This is a genomic window from Acidithiobacillus sp. (genome assembly GCF_023255755.1).
Taxonomy (GTDB): domain Bacteria; phylum Pseudomonadota; class Gammaproteobacteria; order Acidithiobacillales; family Acidithiobacillaceae; genus Acidithiobacillus.
In genome coordinates this window covers 16500-31848 of record NZ_JAGDVS010000084.1, presented here as the reverse complement: position 1 = coordinate 31848, position 15349 = coordinate 16500, and the positions used below count along the sequence as shown (strand labels likewise).

General features: G+C 57.8%; 14 protein-coding genes. 13 read left to right on the top strand and 1 reads right to left on the bottom strand.

Features of this window, described 5'->3' with window-relative positions:
• Positions 1–30 precede the first annotated feature (30 nt).
• The 3 genes from ilvC to pssA all read left to right on the top strand — a co-directional run bounded on the left by ilvC (position 31) and on the right by pssA (position 2579).
• Entirely contained in the window at positions 31–1047 is a 1017-nt protein-coding gene (gene ilvC / locus Q0C48_RS05650; RefSeq protein WP_291522337.1) for a ketol-acid reductoisomerase, read from the top strand.
• A 117-nt stretch (positions 1048–1164) separates the two neighbouring features.
• Entirely contained in the window at positions 1165–1830 is a 666-nt protein-coding gene (locus Q0C48_RS05645) for a phosphatidylserine decarboxylase (protein ID WP_291522334.1), read from the top strand.
• Positions 1827–2579, top strand: a complete 753-nt coding sequence (pssA, locus tag Q0C48_RS05640) for a CDP-diacylglycerol--serine O-phosphatidyltransferase (protein WP_291522332.1) — start codon at positions 1827–1829, stop codon at positions 2577–2579. The genes Q0C48_RS05645 and pssA overlap by 4 nt, the downstream gene beginning before the upstream one ends.
• Here pssA and Q0C48_RS05635 read toward each other — a convergent pair.
• Entirely contained in the window at positions 2573–4408 is a 1836-nt protein-coding gene (locus Q0C48_RS05635) for a pyruvate kinase (protein WP_291522329.1), read from the bottom strand. The two genes, pssA and Q0C48_RS05635, sit on opposite strands and share 7 nt — an antisense overlap.
• Positions 4409–4659: 251 nt before the next feature.
• Between Q0C48_RS05635 and Q0C48_RS05630 the strand changes: the two genes are divergently transcribed.
• From Q0C48_RS05630 to Q0C48_RS05585, 10 genes are all read left to right on the top strand, one after another.
• The gene (locus Q0C48_RS05630) at positions 4660–5916 is read left to right on the top strand and encodes a DEAD/DEAH box helicase (RefSeq protein ID WP_291522327.1); all 1257 of its coding nucleotides are present in this window, start codon (positions 4660–4662) and stop codon (positions 5914–5916) included.
• Positions 5917–6035: 119 nt separating this feature from the next.
• Positions 6036–6770, top strand: a complete 735-nt coding sequence (gene phoB, locus Q0C48_RS05625) for a phosphate regulon transcriptional regulator PhoB (RefSeq protein WP_366937016.1) — start codon at positions 6036–6038, stop codon at positions 6768–6770.
• 61 nt (positions 6771–6831) lie between these two features.
• Positions 6832–8163, top strand: coding sequence for a phosphate regulon sensor histidine kinase PhoR (gene phoR, locus Q0C48_RS05620; protein WP_291522322.1), 1332 nt, complete (start codon positions 6832–6834; stop codon positions 8161–8163).
• A 69-nt stretch (positions 8164–8232) separates the two neighbouring features.
• The gene (gene pstS, locus Q0C48_RS05615; protein WP_291522321.1) at positions 8233–9252 is read left to right on the top strand and encodes a phosphate ABC transporter substrate-binding protein PstS; all 1020 of its coding nucleotides are present in this window, start codon (positions 8233–8235) and stop codon (positions 9250–9252) included.
• Between the two features lie 8 nt (positions 9253–9260).
• The gene (gene pstC / locus Q0C48_RS05610; protein ID WP_291522319.1) at positions 9261–10283 is read left to right on the top strand and encodes a phosphate ABC transporter permease subunit PstC; all 1023 of its coding nucleotides are present in this window, start codon (positions 9261–9263) and stop codon (positions 10281–10283) included.
• Positions 10280–11134 carry a phosphate ABC transporter permease PstA gene (gene pstA, locus Q0C48_RS05605; protein WP_291522317.1) on the top strand — a complete coding sequence of 285 codons (855 nt, stop codon included), beginning with the start codon at positions 10280–10282 and terminating at the stop codon, positions 11132–11134. The genes pstC and pstA overlap by 4 nt, the downstream gene beginning before the upstream one ends.
• Positions 11134–11901, top strand: coding sequence for a phosphate ABC transporter ATP-binding protein PstB (gene pstB / locus Q0C48_RS05600; RefSeq protein WP_291522315.1), 768 nt, complete (start codon positions 11134–11136; stop codon positions 11899–11901). Before pstA ends, pstB begins: the two co-directional genes overlap by 1 nt.
• A gap of 11 nt (positions 11902–11912) precedes the next feature.
• Positions 11913–12626, top strand: coding sequence for a phosphate signaling complex protein PhoU (gene phoU / locus Q0C48_RS05595; protein WP_291522313.1), 714 nt, complete (start codon positions 11913–11915; stop codon positions 12624–12626).
• A 2-nt stretch (positions 12627–12628) separates the two neighbouring features.
• A complete protein-coding gene (locus Q0C48_RS05590; RefSeq protein WP_291522311.1) occupies positions 12629–14140 on the top strand; it encodes a Ppx/GppA phosphatase family protein in 1512 nt (503 codons plus the stop codon).
• Between the two features lie 44 nt (positions 14141–14184).
• Positions 14185–15321: a glycosyltransferase family 1 protein gene (locus Q0C48_RS05585; RefSeq protein WP_291522308.1), complete on the top strand. Its 1137-nt coding sequence runs from the start codon at positions 14185–14187 to the stop codon at positions 15319–15321.
• Positions 15322–15349 lie beyond the last annotated feature (28 nt).

Sequence of the window (15349 nt, the reverse complement as noted above, 5' to 3'; positions counted from 1 at the left end):
CAATAACTTAACTATATAAAGAGGTTTCACATGAAGGTTTTTTACGATAACGACGCCGATCTCGCTCTGATCCAGAAGAAGAAAGTAGCCATCATCGGCTACGGTTCCCAGGGGCACGCCCATGCGTTGAATCTCAAGGATTCCGGCGTGAGCGTAGTGGTTGGTCTGCGCAAGGACTCCTCCTCCTGGGAAAAGGCCAGTAAGGCCGGGTTGGCAGTCAAGGAAGTCGCCACAGCGGTTGCAGCAGCCGATGTGATCATGATCCTGACCCCCGATGAAGGTCAGAGCGCACTGTATCGCGATGAGATCGCACCGAACATCAAGCAGGGCGCGGCATTGGTATTCGCCCACGGCTTTAACGTCCACTTTGGCCAGATTCATCCGCGTGCCGATCTGGACTGCTTCCTGGTGGCGCCCAAGGGGCCGGGGCATCTGGTGCGTTCCACCTACACCCAGGGCGGCGGCGTGCCCAGCCTGATTGCAGTACATCAGGATGCCAGCGGCAATGCCACCAACATCGCCCTGTCTTATGCCAAGGCCAACGGTGGCACCCGTGCTGGCGTGATCGAGACTAGCTTCCGGGAAGAGACCGAAACCGACCTCTTCGGTGAGCAAGCGGTACTTTGTGGCGGCGCCACGGCGCTGGTGCAGGCGGGCTTTGAGACCTTGGTGGAAGCCGGCTATGCGCCGGAAATGGCCTACTTTGAGTGTATGCACGAGTTGAAACTGATCGTCGACCTCATGTACGAAGGCGGCATCAGCAACATGCGCTATTCCATCTCCAACACCGCCGAATATGGCGACCTGACCCGCGGCCCGCGCGTCGTCAATGCGGATACCAAGGCGGAAATGAAGAAGATTCTGACAGAAATTCAGAATGGCCAGTTCGCCAGAGAATTTATCCTGGAGAATCAGGCTGGTAAGCCGACCATGCAGGCCATGCGCCGGATAGGTGCCGAGCATCCCATCGAGGTGGTGGGCAACAAGCTGCGTTCCATGATGACCTGGATTGGTCAGAGCCGGATCGTGGACCGCTCGCGTAACTGAGTTCGCGACAGGGATTGGCGACAATCTGCAGGGGGCAGAATGGCTGTGCGCAAAAAGCAATGCGCCTGTGGTGATTCTGCCCTTTTATCGTTGTCCGGCTCCTGATACGCTCTGCGCATGAAAACAGACTATCCTTATCCTTTGTTGGCGCGCGAGGGCTGGCCTTTTATCGCGCTCTTTCTGGGCGTGGCCATCGTGCTCCAGATATTTACGAATGGCTGGTGGGCATTGCCTTTCTATCTGTTGTTCCTCTTCAGCCTCCAGTTTTTCCGCGACCCGCGGCGACCTTTGCCTGCCTTGTCGGAGCGATCGGTGCTGTGTCCGGCGGATGGTAAGGTGATCGCCGTTGAGCAGGTTGAAGACCCTTATCTGTCCCGTCCCGCGCTCAAGATCAGCATTTTCATGAATGTTTTTGATGTGCATGTCAATCGCATGCCGGTCGGGGGGCAAGTGCGAAAAACCTGGTATTTTCCGGGAAAATTCTTCAATGCGGCGCTTGACAAGGCGTCGCTGGAGAATGAACGCAATGCCCTTTGGGTCAAGGCGAGTGATGGTAGTGACGTGACTGTTGTGCAGGTGGCGGGCTTGGTCGCGCGGCGGATTGTCTGCTATGTCGCTGCGGACAGTGTAGTGACCGCGGGCCAGCGCTTCGGCTTTATCCGTTTTGGTTCGCGGGTGGATACCTACTTGCCGCTCAGTGCCCAGCCTTTGGTGGCTATAGGGGAGCGGGTGCGTTCGGGCGCCCAGTATATTGCGACCTTGGGTGTGCAGCAGCAGGCATGAATCCCAGATATCCGCGCCGTGGCGTTTATGTCCTGCCCAACCTCTTTACTACGGCCAGCCTTTTTGCGGGTTTCTACTCTATCATCGCTTCCATTAACGGACATTACCGGGTGGCGGCCATCGTGATCTTCATCGCTATGATTCTCGATGGGCTGGATGGGCGTGTGGCACGGATGACCCATACGGAAAGCGCGTTCGGCGCGGAATATGATTCATTGGCGGATGTGATTGCCTTTGGTATGGCACCGGCCATTTTGGTGTTTCTGTGGGGGCTGCGGGATTTCGGCAATTTTGGCTGGCTGGGGGCCTTTGTTTATACCGCCTGTGGTGCCCTGCGTCTGGCCCGCTTTAATACCCAGATACATAGCGCATCCAAGCGCTACTTCCAGGGTTTGCCCATACCTACGGCAGCGGCCGTGTTGGCTAGTCTGGTCTGGGTGGCGGTAGGGGAGGGTTACCCCTGGCTGACGCAGATTAGTGAATATCTGGCGCTGGGACTGGTCTACGCGTTGGGCCTGTTGATGGTCAGTAATGTCCGCTTCCGCAGTTTCAAGGATTTCGACCTGCATGGGCGGGTGCCTTTTGCGTTAGCCATTCTGGTGGTGCTGGCTGTTGCCCTGGTTGCCGTGCATCCGCCGCTGGTACTGTTTATCGCCGTGATTTCCTATGTGGTGATGGGACTGTTGCTGACCCTGTGGCAAATCCGCAGCCGCCGTACCCAGCGTCGGCGCGGTAGTTCCAGTCACTGACTTGCCGATACTGTGGATGCACCCCAATGCAGGGCACGTAACCGACTGAATTTTTTGTGTTGATGCGCCTGCATGCGGATGAGAATGTCGTTCAGCGTATGCACGGCCTCCACCGCATAAGGACCCTTGTTGAGCATCACGCACTCGGCGCGCACACCCATGGCCGCATCGGTGAATTCGGGCCGGGAGATGATGCCCTTTTTGGTGAGTTGTTCCAGCACCTGGGTGGCCCAGATGACGGGCAAATGCGCCGCTTCTGCCAGCCAGAGAATCTCTTCCTGTACTTCCGCCAGTCGTTCAGGGCCCACTTCTACAGCCAGATCGCCGCGCGCGATCATTACACCCATCGGTTGGCGTCCGAGGGCGGCCAGCAGTATCTCCGGTAGTTTGTGAAAGGAGCCAGCGGTTTCTATTTTCGCGATAACACCCAGGTGTTCACCTTGCCGCTGACGCAGGGCTTCCAGCATGCCACGCATGTGTTCGGCGCTCTCTACGAAAGAAAAACCGATGAGATCCGCCAAAGGAATAATGGTGTCCAGATCCTCCAGGTCCTTGGCACTGAGGGCCGGAAGATTCAGTGCTAGTCCGGGAAAATTGAGACCACGGCCTGCTTGCAGGCGGGCACCCCCTGGTTTGGTTTTGGTGATGCGCAGCAAGGCACCTTCAGGACCCTGTTCCATGACCATGGCGGCAATTTTGCCGTCGTCCATCCACACCGCCTGGCCGACGGGCAGTTGCGCAACGACTTCCGGGAGGGTGCAGGCGATGCGTGCCGGGCGACTCTTCTGTGCCGGTGCCCCGGGCCCTGGTTGGCTTTGCAGCAGGAGCTGATCGTCGACTTCCAGATGCAGAGGGAGTGCGCTTTGCGGAATGCCCACAAAGTGTCCTTGCACATGGCGGCGACGCCGGCTTTGCCAGGGGTTCCCCGCAGTGAAGTAGCAGCCCTGCATGGCCTGTAAGGTGATGATCTGACCTTCAATGCGTTCAACCACGAGTACACGCTCCTTGCCGCGGGCATCGTGGCAGAGCAAGTCTTCGCCTTGCTGCGGCATGGCGCTGCCGGATGCCATAAGGAGTAGGCAATCTATCCCTGCGGGACTAAGCGCTACCTCCTTATGGCAGGCCAGCACGGTCATTTGTGCTGGCGTTTGCAGGCGACCGAGGCGGTCACGTTCAGGACTCAAATGGATCACTCCCGGAACTTCGGGAAGCGGGCCGGTGCGAATCTTGTGCCCGGCGAGGTCGGCGAGAATCCGGCAGGGCTGACCAGTGTCCCGGCTCGCGGTGCGGACTTGCTCAGCCAACCGTTGCCATATGGCCTGGTCATCATGGGCGCAGTTAATACGCGCGATGTTCATGCCGGCAGTTAATAAATTGCGGAAAAAATCAGAATCGTCAACGCGATCGCCGGATAGCGTCACCATGATGTGGGTGCTGCGTTGGTGGGGCGGACTGCCGAGCAGGGCCAGCGTGTTGTTCGTAAGGGCCTGCTGGCCTTGCCCTCGCGTGATGGCCGTGGTTCCGCTGAAGTCGGCAGGCGGCATTTGCAGGGCGGCGCGTAATATCTGCAAGGTACACTGCACGCTGTCAAGTACATGACTTTCTGCGCGACCGAGAGAGGAGAGTCCGGCATCTGACAAGGCATCTTGCAGGGGACGCAAATCGACGCTACGCAGGGCCAGGTAGTGCAGCATGTTACGGATACCGGGATGCCAGGGAAGACTGGGATCTTGCTGCTCCAAAAGAGTGAGTTGGGTTGCTTCACTCTGGACAATCCGCGTGTGCAGCCCTTCAAGGGCTTCCTGAAGGTCTTGCCATGCCTTATTCATATGCTTCATTCCGCCTGGTCATGCCCTGAGTGTAGCAGGTGAATATTTCAGTATGATGACATCCGGCCAGGTAGCGAAGTTTGCCGACTGAATGCGTTATCGCTCGTAATGATCGGTATGTTCTGTTAAAGTGCGCCTGCCGTCATGCCTCAGTCTGCATGACGCGCGTCGCATTGGTCCCCACCTTGATGAAGCGTCTGCCATAGACTGGCGCCCCTGTGGCGAGGCCGGTGTTTTCGGAGTAAAAAATTATGTCATCTTTTGAATCCCTTGGGCTTTCTGAGCCCATTTGGCGTGCTGCGGCCGAGCGCGGTTACACTACCCCCACCCCCATTCAGGAGCAGGCCATCCCAGTGGTCATGTCCGGCGTCGACCTGTTGGCCGGTGCGCAGACAGGTACCGGCAAGACTGCTGCCTTTGCCATGCCCATTCTGCACAAACTGTCCGCCACCGCAGATACCGCGGCGCGTGGTCCTTCTAGTGTGCGCGCGCTGATTCTGGTTCCCACCCGTGAACTGGCGGCGCAGGTAGAGGAGAGCGTGCAGTTGTACGGGCGCTATCTTTCCCTGCGTTCGCTGGTGCTCATCGGTGGTGTCAAGATCAATCCGCAGATGCAGAAACTACGCCGCAGTGTAGACGTATTGGTCGCTACCCCCGGTCGCCTGCTGGATCATATCCAGCAGCGCAGCGTCGACCTCTCTCACGTCGAAATTTTGGTGCTCGACGAAGCCGACCGCATGCTCGACATGGGCTTTATCCGTGACATCCGACGCATCCTTGCGGTATTGCCGAAAAAACGCCAAAATCTGCTGTTCTCGGCGACGTTTTCGCCAGAAATCCGCGGTCTGGCCGATGGCCTGCTCAATAACCCGGCCAGCGTCGAAGTCGCGACGCGCAATGCCACTGCCGACAATGTCGCGCAGCGGGTTTTTGCCGTCGATCAGGATCGCAAACGCGAACTCCTCGCCCATCTGATTGAAGAACATCAATGGGGGCAGGTGCTGGTCTTCACCCGCACCAAGCATGGTGCCGACCGCCTCGCCAGGCATTTGTCCCAGGATGGCATGCAGGCTATGGCCATCCATGGCGACAAGAGTCAGGGTGCCCGTACCCGCGCTCTGGCGGAGTTCAAGGAAGGCAAGGTGCGGGTCTTAGTCGCGACGGACATCGCTGCCCGCGGCATCGATATCAGCGAGTTGCCCCACGTAGTTAATTTTGAACTCCCCCATGTGCCCGAGGACTATGTCCATCGCATCGGACGGACCGGTCGTGCTGGCAATAATGGCCAAGCCGTATCGCTGGTAAGCAGCGAGGAGCGTAAGCAGTTGCAGGATGTGGAAAAGCTGCTGCGTCGCTCCTTTGACCGGGAGATCGTCGTCGGTTTTGAGCCGCGACAGTCTTTCTCCAGCCATGCGCCGTCATCGGCTCCGCGCCGTCCGGCTCAGGCCGCAGGGCGGGGTCGGCCCGGGTCAGGAGTGGCGCCTTCGGGTCGTGCCCGCCGCGCCTGAGAGGTTGATCCTTCCCATCCCGCACTGACCGGGTTATCTTTGTTCGCAGTGTCTTGGCATCCCGCCAGGGCTTGCGCCACAATAAGCGGACGATGAGTGTGTCCGAGCAAAAGGCAGGTATGGACGAAGACAAGGCATCCTCCCGCGTCCTGGTGGTGGAGGATGAGGAAGGCATCCAGGAACTCCTGCGCGTCACCCTGCAGCGTCATGGCTTTGAGGTGCGCTGTGAGGGAAGTGTCGAATCTGCGGAAGCCGTACTCCTGACCTGGGGGCCGCAGTTGCTCGTTCTTGACTGGATGCTTCCTGGCGAGAATGGCCTGGCATGGTGCCGTACTCTGCGCCGGCGTGAAGAGACCCAGAAACTGCCTATCATTTTGCTCACGGCGCGCGGTGAGGAAAGTGACCGTGTGCATGGTCTTGAATCGGGCGCGGACGATTACCTGGCCAAACCTTTTTCTCCGCGGGAGTTGGTGGCGCGGGTCAATGCCCTGTTACGACGCAGTTATGGCGGTACGGCAGCAGGCCGAGTGCGGCTCGGTGATCTGCATGTGGACCTGCGCGCGCATCGGGTGTACGCCGGTGAAGTGCAGATCCATCTCGGCCCTACCGAGTTCCGTCTTTTGCGTCTCTTTGTGACCAATCCAGAACGGGTCTTTTCGCGGGACATGCTGCTCGATCAGATCTGGGGGCGGCAGAGTTTTATTGAAGAGCGGACGGTCGATGTTCACATTCGCCGCTTACGGCGGGGGTTGGACCACCATGGTTATGCGCATATCATCGAAACAGTAAGGGGCGAAGGCTATCGCTGTAGCGCCTTGGGGTCCCAGCGCGAAGTGGTGGGCGGCGGGCGATGACTGGTACGGCGGCTTTTGCGCGTTCAGCATACCGCAGCGCACGTCAGCATCTCTTTTCGACGTGAAGTACCTCCGTGCCTGGTTTTACCCCGTAGTGCTCTGGTCACTGATTCCGATTTTTCTGGCCGCCGACGATGATCTGCGCGCCTGGTCCTACCTCCCACCGGTGATCATCGCTCTCTTGCTGGCGCTCTGGGTCGGCTGGCATCGCCAGCAATCCCAGAGTTTCAGCGCTTGGTTCCGCAACCCGGACACCTTACTGCCACCGCTGGCGGGGGGGATGTGGGAGGAGACTTTTGCCGAGGGCTACCACTGGCGACGTGATCAGGAGGCACAGCACCGTCTGCTGAGTGCCCAGATTGTACAATTGCGTGACGCCTTGCAGGCCATGCCCGACGTCGTGGTGCTCATGGATGAGCGCGGTCAGTTACTTTGGGTGAATCCTTCCGGTATCCGCTTGCTGCAACTGCAGTGGCCCGATGACGCGGGCAAGCCGCTGGCCTTCTGGCTGCGTACCCCGCATCTGCGGGCCTTTCTCGCTGGCGAAGGGCCGCCCAGCCTGCAACTCCCCGCCCCGGCAGATGCACAACAGATTTTGGAGGGTATGCGCTATCCCCTCGCCGATGCCGGCGCTTTGGTCATCTTCCGGGACGTGACCCGTATCCGCCAGCTTGAACAGGTCCGTCAGGACTTCGTGGCTAATGTCTCCCACGAGTTGCGCAGCCCGCTGACGGTGGTGCGCGGTTTCCTGGAAAACATGCTGGACAGTCCCATCGCCGCCGACGATGAGGTGAGCAGTCAACTCCGTCTCATGGAACAGCAGACACTGCGCATGCAGTCTTTGGTCGAAGACCTGCTGTCTCTGGCACGCATGGAGGCCGCCGAAGCGAATCCGGAACACTGCGAAACACTGATGCTCGCGGACATGATACACAACACATTGGACACCCTGGCGCCCGCGATAATGCAAAAACGGTTGCAGATCGACACAGCGCTGGATAGCGACTTGGGCTTTTTCGCAGAAACCATCGACCTGACCAGTATCATTCGCAATTTATTAGAAAACGCCATCAAATATACCCCGGCAGACCGCGCCGTCAGCGTACGCTGGGAGCGTCGCCCCGGCGAGCTGCTTTTCGTGGTGCAGGATACCGGCGATGGTATCGCTGCCGAGCATTTGCAGCGTATCACCGAGCGTTTTTACCGGGTGGACAAAGGTCGCTCCCGACGCATGGGGGGCACGGGGTTGGGGCTGGCCATTGTCCGTCACGCTGTCGAGCGTTATCAGGGGCATCTGGAAGTAGCCAGTGAAGTGGGTAAGGGAACCACTTTTACTGCGCATTTTCCGCTTCATCTCGCCCGCAGTTTCCCCCCCGACTCCGCAGTGTCATAAAATTGTAATAAAATCTTGCTATAGTTTCTGTGCAGCTTTTAACTAAACCTGTATAAGGGGCGGGATATTATGAAGTTCAATGGCGTGGCTTTTATGTTGGGCGTGATGAGCTTGGGCGTAGCAGGGCTGGCGCAGGCGGAAACCATTTCCGCCGCAGGCGGCACGGCCATTTATCCCGTCCTGTCCAAATGGGCAGAAACCTACAAACAGAAAACGGGCACCATGGTGAACTATCAGGCTATCGGTTCTGGTGGCGGGATTGCCCAAATCAAGGCCAAAACCGTCGCTTTCGCCAACAGCGACATGCCCCTCAAGCCTGAATATCTCAGCAAAGACCAGCTCGTTCAGTTTCCGGCAGTGATTATTGGCATTACCCCCGTCGTGAATGTCCCCGGTATAAAGCCCGGTGAACTGACCTTCAACGGCACTGTGCTCACCGGTATTTACCTGGGTAAGATCAAGAAATGGAACGACGCGGCCATTGCCGACCTCAATAAGGGCGTTAAGCTGCCGGATATGAATATTACCGTGGTCCATCGTTCTGACGGCTCCGGCACTACCTTCAACTTTACCAATTATCTGGCCAAAGTAAGCCCGGAATGGAAGCAACGGGTGGGCGATAACACTGCTGTTTCCTGGCCTGTTGGTGTGGGTGGCAAGGGTAATGCGGGCGTCGCTGCATATGTACAGCGGATTCCCGGTGCCATCGGCTACGTGGAATATGCCTATGCCAAGGAAAATCACATGGCTTACGGCAAAATGATCAATGCTGCGGGCAAAGTGGTGACCCCTGATCTGGCCACTTTCCAGGCCGCCGCGGCGAATGCGGACTTTACCAAGGTAGAGGATTTCTACATGATTCTCACCAACCAGCCGGGTGCCCAAAGTTGGCCCATTTCCGCTGCGACTTACATCCTTATGCGCAAGGACGCCGATAAGACGGCTAATGCCGGAGTCCTGAAGTTTGCGCGCTGGTTCCTGACAGCCCCGCAGGCGCAAGCAGAAGCCAGGAGCCTGGATTATGTGCCATTACCAAAAACTACGGTGACGCAGATTGAGGCGTACTGGAAAAGGACTCTGGGCCAGTGAACTAAGATATGGACGATACCCGCGACGCAGAGTTGGGAATGCGGAAGGCGGCGGTGCCGTCCCCCGCTGTGCCATCTCGCATCAGCCCGGCGCGATCACGACGCCTGCATGTCATGGACCGGGGCTTCCGCTGGCTGACGGGTGGGCTCGCCTTTTTGGTCCTGCTCCTGCTGGTTGGGGTGGCGTTGTCCCTTTTTTTGCGCGGGTGGGAAGCCTTTCATCATTTTGGCTTCGCTTTTTTCTGGAGCGATGCCTGGGATCCGGTTACGGAGAACTTCGGCGCTCTGGTACCGATTTACGGGACTTTGGTCAGCTCTCTGATCGCCCTGCTGATCGCCGTGCCCATCAGTTTCGGCATCGCCTTATTTATCAGTGAACTCGCACCCGAATGGTTGCGCCAACCGGTCGGCAGCGCCATTGAACTGCTGGCGGGTATCCCCAGTATCATCTTCGGCATGTGGGGTCTTTTCGTCTTTGCGCCGGTTTTGGGCAGCGCAGAGCCTTGGCTCAATGATCATCTGGGTGCCCTGCGCGGTATTGGTGCGCTGTTTCGCGGCCCGCCGATGGGCATTGGTATGCTGACTGCCGGTATTATTCTGGCCATCATGGTGATCCCCTTTATTTCCGCGATCATGCGCGATGTTTTTCTGGTTGTGCCAACGATGCTCAAAGAGTCGGCCTATGGCCTCGGTGCCACGACTTGGGAAGTGGCGCGCCATGTGGTTCTCCCTTATACCCGTACGGCGGTAGTCGGCGGGGTGTTCCTCGGTCTGGGTCGTGCCCTTGGTGAAACCATGGCGGTAACTTTTGTGATCGGTAATGCCCAGGACCTCCATATCTCTTTGCTCGACGCCGGAAACTCTATCGCCGCAGCGCTGGCGAACGAGTTTGCCGAGGCTTTTTCACCCATGTACAAGTCGGCGCTCATGGCCTTGGGTTTCATTCTTTTCATCATTACCTTCGTGGTGCTGGTGCTGGCCAAACTGATGCTCTGGCATCTCGGTCAGGGACAAGGGAAAGCGGGCCTATGAGTGCGGCTATGAACGTCCGTTATCTGCGCCGCCGCTTCTGGAATATTTTCAATCTGGGCATGGCGGTCGCCATGACCCTGTTTGGCCTCTTCTGGCTGGTCTGGATTCTCTGGACCACCCTCTCTTATGGCGCTACCGCCCTGAACCTGGAACTGTTTACCGGTGACACGCCCGCGCCCGGCAGCATTGGCGGGCTGCGCAATGCCTTCGTGGGCAGCCTGCTGATGATCGGCGTGGCGGTGCTGATCGGTACCCCTGTGGGAATCCTGGCCGGCACCTATCTCGCCGAGTTTGCGCAAGGCAGCCGCCTGGCGGGGGTCATCCGTTTTTTTAATGATATTCTGCTCAGCGCGCCTTCCATCGTGATCGGCCTGTTTATTTACGCAGTCATGGTGGTACCCATGGGGAACTTCTCGGGTCTTGCCGGGGCCTTGTCACTGGCTATTTTGCTTTTGCCCGTCGTCCTGCGCACCACGGATGAGATGCTGGGCATGGTCCCCGGCACCATGCGTGAGGCGGCCCTGGCCCTGGGGGCGCCCCACTGGAAGATGATCGTTCAGGTGAGTTATCGGGCTGCGCGTTCTGGTATACTCACCGGGGTTCTGCTGGCGGTGGCAAGGATTAGCGGCGAGACCGCACCGCTGTTGTTCACGGCGCTCAATAATCAGTTCTTCAGCATGAATCTGGACAAGCCGATTGCCAATGTCCCCGTAGTCATTTTTCAATTTGCCATGAGTCCTTATCCGGAATGGCAGCATCTGGCCTGGGCGGGTGCGTTGATAGCTGCCATGGCTGTGCTAGTCTTGGGCCTCGTTTCTCGCTTTCTTATCAAAGACAGGAGTCCGCGTTAATGTCGGAACCTCAGAAAACCAAAATATCCGTCCGCCACCTGGATTTTTTTTACGGGAGCAACAAGGCCCTCATAGATATCAACTTGGAAATGCCAGAGAATCAGGTGACAGCGTTCATCGGGCCATCGGGTTGCGGCAAGTCGACGCTCCTGCGGGTGTTTAATCGCATGTATTCTCTGTACCCTGGGCAACGGGCGACCGGCGAGGTACTGCTGGATGGCGAGAATATTCTCGCTCCCGGCATGGATGTGAATATGCTGCGCGCTAAAATCGGTATGGTATTTCAGAAACCAACGCCTTTTCCCATGTCCATCTATGACAATATCGCCTTTGGCATCAAGCTCTATGAAAAATTACGCAAGGTGGAGATGGACGAGCGGGTGGAGCAGGCGTTGCGCCAGGCAGCTCTCTGGGAAGAGGTGAAGGACAAACTCAAGACTAGCGGGCTGGGGTTGTCCGGCGGGCAGCAGCAACGCCTGTGTATTGCACGCGCAGTGGCGGTGCAACCAGAGGTGATCCTGCTGGATGAGCCGACTTCGGCGCTGGATCCTATTGCTACCCTCAAGATTGAAGAGCTGGTGAGTGAACTGCGCAATCAGTTTACGATTCTGATCGTCACCCACAACATGCAGCAGGCAGCGCGAGTCTCTGATTACACGGCATTTATGTATATCGGCGAGATGGTGGAATTTGGGCCTACCAATCAGTTATTCACCAATCCCGGTAAAAAACAGACAGAAGACTACATCACGGGTCGCTACGGTTAAGGAGTGCAGCTATGGACAAAGAACCACATATTTCCCAGCGTTTTGATGAAGAACTCCACGAGGTCCACGCCTTGGTGCTCGCCATGGGGGGGGTGGTGGAGGAGCAGATCACGAATGCTGTCAGGGCACTGCAGGAGTCAGATGCCGAACTGGCCCGTGAGGTGATTGGCCGTGACCATGAGGTGAATGGTTACGAGGTGCGTATTGAAGAAGAGTGCATCAATATTCTGGCTACGCGTCAGCCTGCCGCCAGTGATCTGCGTTTGGTGATGACCCTGATCAAGACCATCGCGGATCTGGAGCGGATGGGCGACAAGGCCAGCAAAATTGCCGACATGGCCCTGGCCATGGGACATGGCGCGCGTAACGACAATCCGGCCTTTCTCAGAGACGTGGGCGTCATGGCCGACTATGCCCTGAATATGTTGCGCCGCGCCATGGACGCCCTGGCCCGTGCAGATGCGGAGGAAGCCATTGCCGTCGCCAAAGGCGATGAGGTGCTCAATCAGGAATACCGTTCTGCCTTGCGCCGTCTGATTACCTACATGATGGAAGATCCGCGCACCATCACCCCGGCCATTGATGCGCTTTTTATCGCCAAGGCCATTGAGCGTATTGGCGATCATGCCCGGAATATCTGCGAATACGTCATTTATCTTGCTAAAGGGAAAAGTGTCCGGCATCTTCCATTAGACGAGGTAGAACAAAGTATCCAGAGGAAATAGCCATGGTGGAATCCACAGCCACAGCAGAACTCAAAAACTTTCTGGCGGCCGTGGACCTGGGTTCCAACTCCTTTCATATGGTGGTTGCAGAAGAAATTGGCTCTGATATCCGTCTGCATGATCGTTTGCGTGAGGGCGTTCGTCTGGCTGAAGGTTTGCGCGATGACGGTAGCCTTGATCCTGCGGTAGAACAGCGCGCACTGGACTGCCTGGCGCGCTTCGGACAGCGTCTGCGCGGTATCCGCCCGGAGCGGGTGCGGGTGATCGGCACGAATACCTTGCGCGATGCGAGTGCTGGAGAAGACTTTGTGCATGCCATCGAAAAAACGCTCGGTTACCCGGTGGAAATCGTGGCTGGCCGCGAAGAAGCGCGTCTGGTTTACCTCGGCGTGGCGCACAGCTTGGCGGTAGACGCGCGTGAACGGCGTTTGGTTGCGGATATCGGGGGGGGCAGTACGGAGTTGATTGCGGGCCAGGGCTTTACCCCCGATCTGCGGGAAAGCCTGCATTTTGGCTGTGTGGCCTCTACCCGGGCCTACTTTCCCGATGAACTGATTACGGCGGGCGCCTGTGAGCGTCTTGAAAAACGGGTGCGTATGGCGGTAGAACCCATGCTTGATGATTTTATCCGCCATGGCTGGGATCAGGCGGTGGGTTCTTCGGGTACCATCAAGGCGATTGCCCGTGTCCTCGCGGAGAACGGTCAGGGTTCGCGCATCACCCACGCTGGCATGCACTGGCTGCGCGAGCAAATGACGCGTCTCGGTTCAGTACGTGCGCTGACCCAACTGAAAGGCCTGAAGGCGGATCGTGCCGCCGTTTTTCCGGGTGGATTCATCATTCTCTTCGCGCTTTTCGAGTCCTTGCGTCTGCAGGAAATGCGTTTTTCTGAGGGCGCTTTGCGCGAGGGGGCCATTTATGACTTGCTCGGGCGCATCCATCAGGAAGACACCCGGGAAATGAGCATCCGCAGCCTGCAGGAACGCTTTCACAGCCAGGTGCGGCGTAACCAGGGCATAGCGCAGTGGGCGGAGCATTTTTTCAAGACGGCAGCCGTATCCTGGCCGCTCCACGGCGGGCATAAGCAATGGCTGCATTGGGCCGCTCTGACCCATGATATCGGCCTCGACATCGCCCATTCGGGATTTCACAAACATGGTGAATACGTCTGGCGGAATGCCGATATTGCGGGATTCTCTCGTCGTGAGCAGGGCGTTGTTGCCGCGCTCGTGCGCGCCCAGCGTAAACGCCTTCCGGGCCTTGCTCAGTTACGTGCTCTGGGTATCGCGGCTGAAGATGTGGCGGTGTTGCAGCAGTTGGCGATCCTGCTCCGCTTGGCTATCCTGTTTCATCGTGGCGCGACGCCACTGACGGCACCGCCGGGTTTGACTGTGTCCGGTAAAAAACTGGTGCTGGCATTACCACTGAAATGGCTGACAGAAATGCCGCTGATGGCTGCCGATCTGGAGCAGGAGCAGGAGTGGATCACGCCAGATTTTTGCCTGCAATGGTAATCCTCTAAACCATTTGTTTTATCGACGCGAGGCGTGGGTCACGCATGTCAGAAGGTTTTGCTCACCTGGCCCTCATCACGGAAACCTATCCACCAGAGGTGAACGGCGTAGCCCATACGCTGCAGCGTATGGTAGAGCATCTCCGCGCACGCGGTTATCGGGTCACCGTGTTGCGCCCGCGGCAGACGGGTGAAAGGGCAGGGGACGACCTGTTTCATGCCCTGTCTTTACCTTTCTATTCGCAGGTTCGGGTGGGATACAGTCTGTCTGGCCACATCGGTCAAAGATTGCGGGCCTTGCGCCCCGATCTGGTACATATTGCTACGGAAGGCCCGCTGGGCCTCGCCGGACTTTGGGCAGCCCGTCACCTTAAAATCCCCGTAGTGAGCAGTTTTCACACGAATTTTGACAGCTATGCCCGGCATTATCGCCTGCAATTCCTGCAAGGGCTAGTGTTGTGCTATCTGCGGTATTTCCACAATGCTACCCGCAAAACCCTGGTACCCAGTTGGGGAACTTTCGCTCACCTGCAGGCGCAGGGCTTCCTTAACCTCGCCATGTGGAGACGTGGGGTGGATACGACGCTCTACAACCCCCGCCGGCGCAGCGCGGCGCTACGCGCGCAACTTGGGCTGGATGGGGACGACGCGCTCTTGATTTATGTTGGGCGCCTAGCTCATGAAAAAAATCTATCTGTTCTGGTGAACGCTTACGAACGCTTGCGGAAAACCTGGCAAGGGCCGGGCAAGTTGCATCTCGCCCTGATCGGTGACGGCCCCCTGGCGGCTGGTCTCATCCGGCAGAGCCTCGCCGGTTTTTCCCTGGAGGGCATACAAAAGGGTGAGGATCTGGCGCGATGGTATGCGAGTGCGGATCTGTTCTGTTTCCCCTCCTGTAGCGAGACGTTTGGTAATGTCGTGCTGGAGGCTATGGCCAGCGCCTTGCCGGTACTGGCCTATGACGCCTCCGGCGTCAATGAACATTTTCGTTCGCCGGATGAAGGTGTCCTGCTTCCCCTGGATGGTGATTTCGCCAGCGCCATAAGCAAGCTGCTTATGGATCGTGCGCGTTTACGGGAAATGGGCCAGCGTGCCCGGCAACGTGCAGAAGGACAAACCTGGACGCATATTATCGATACGCTCCTCGAGGAGTACCGAAATAGCCTGGATAGCGTTTCTTAACCCGCCTCAAAACCAATTTGCGTCTGCC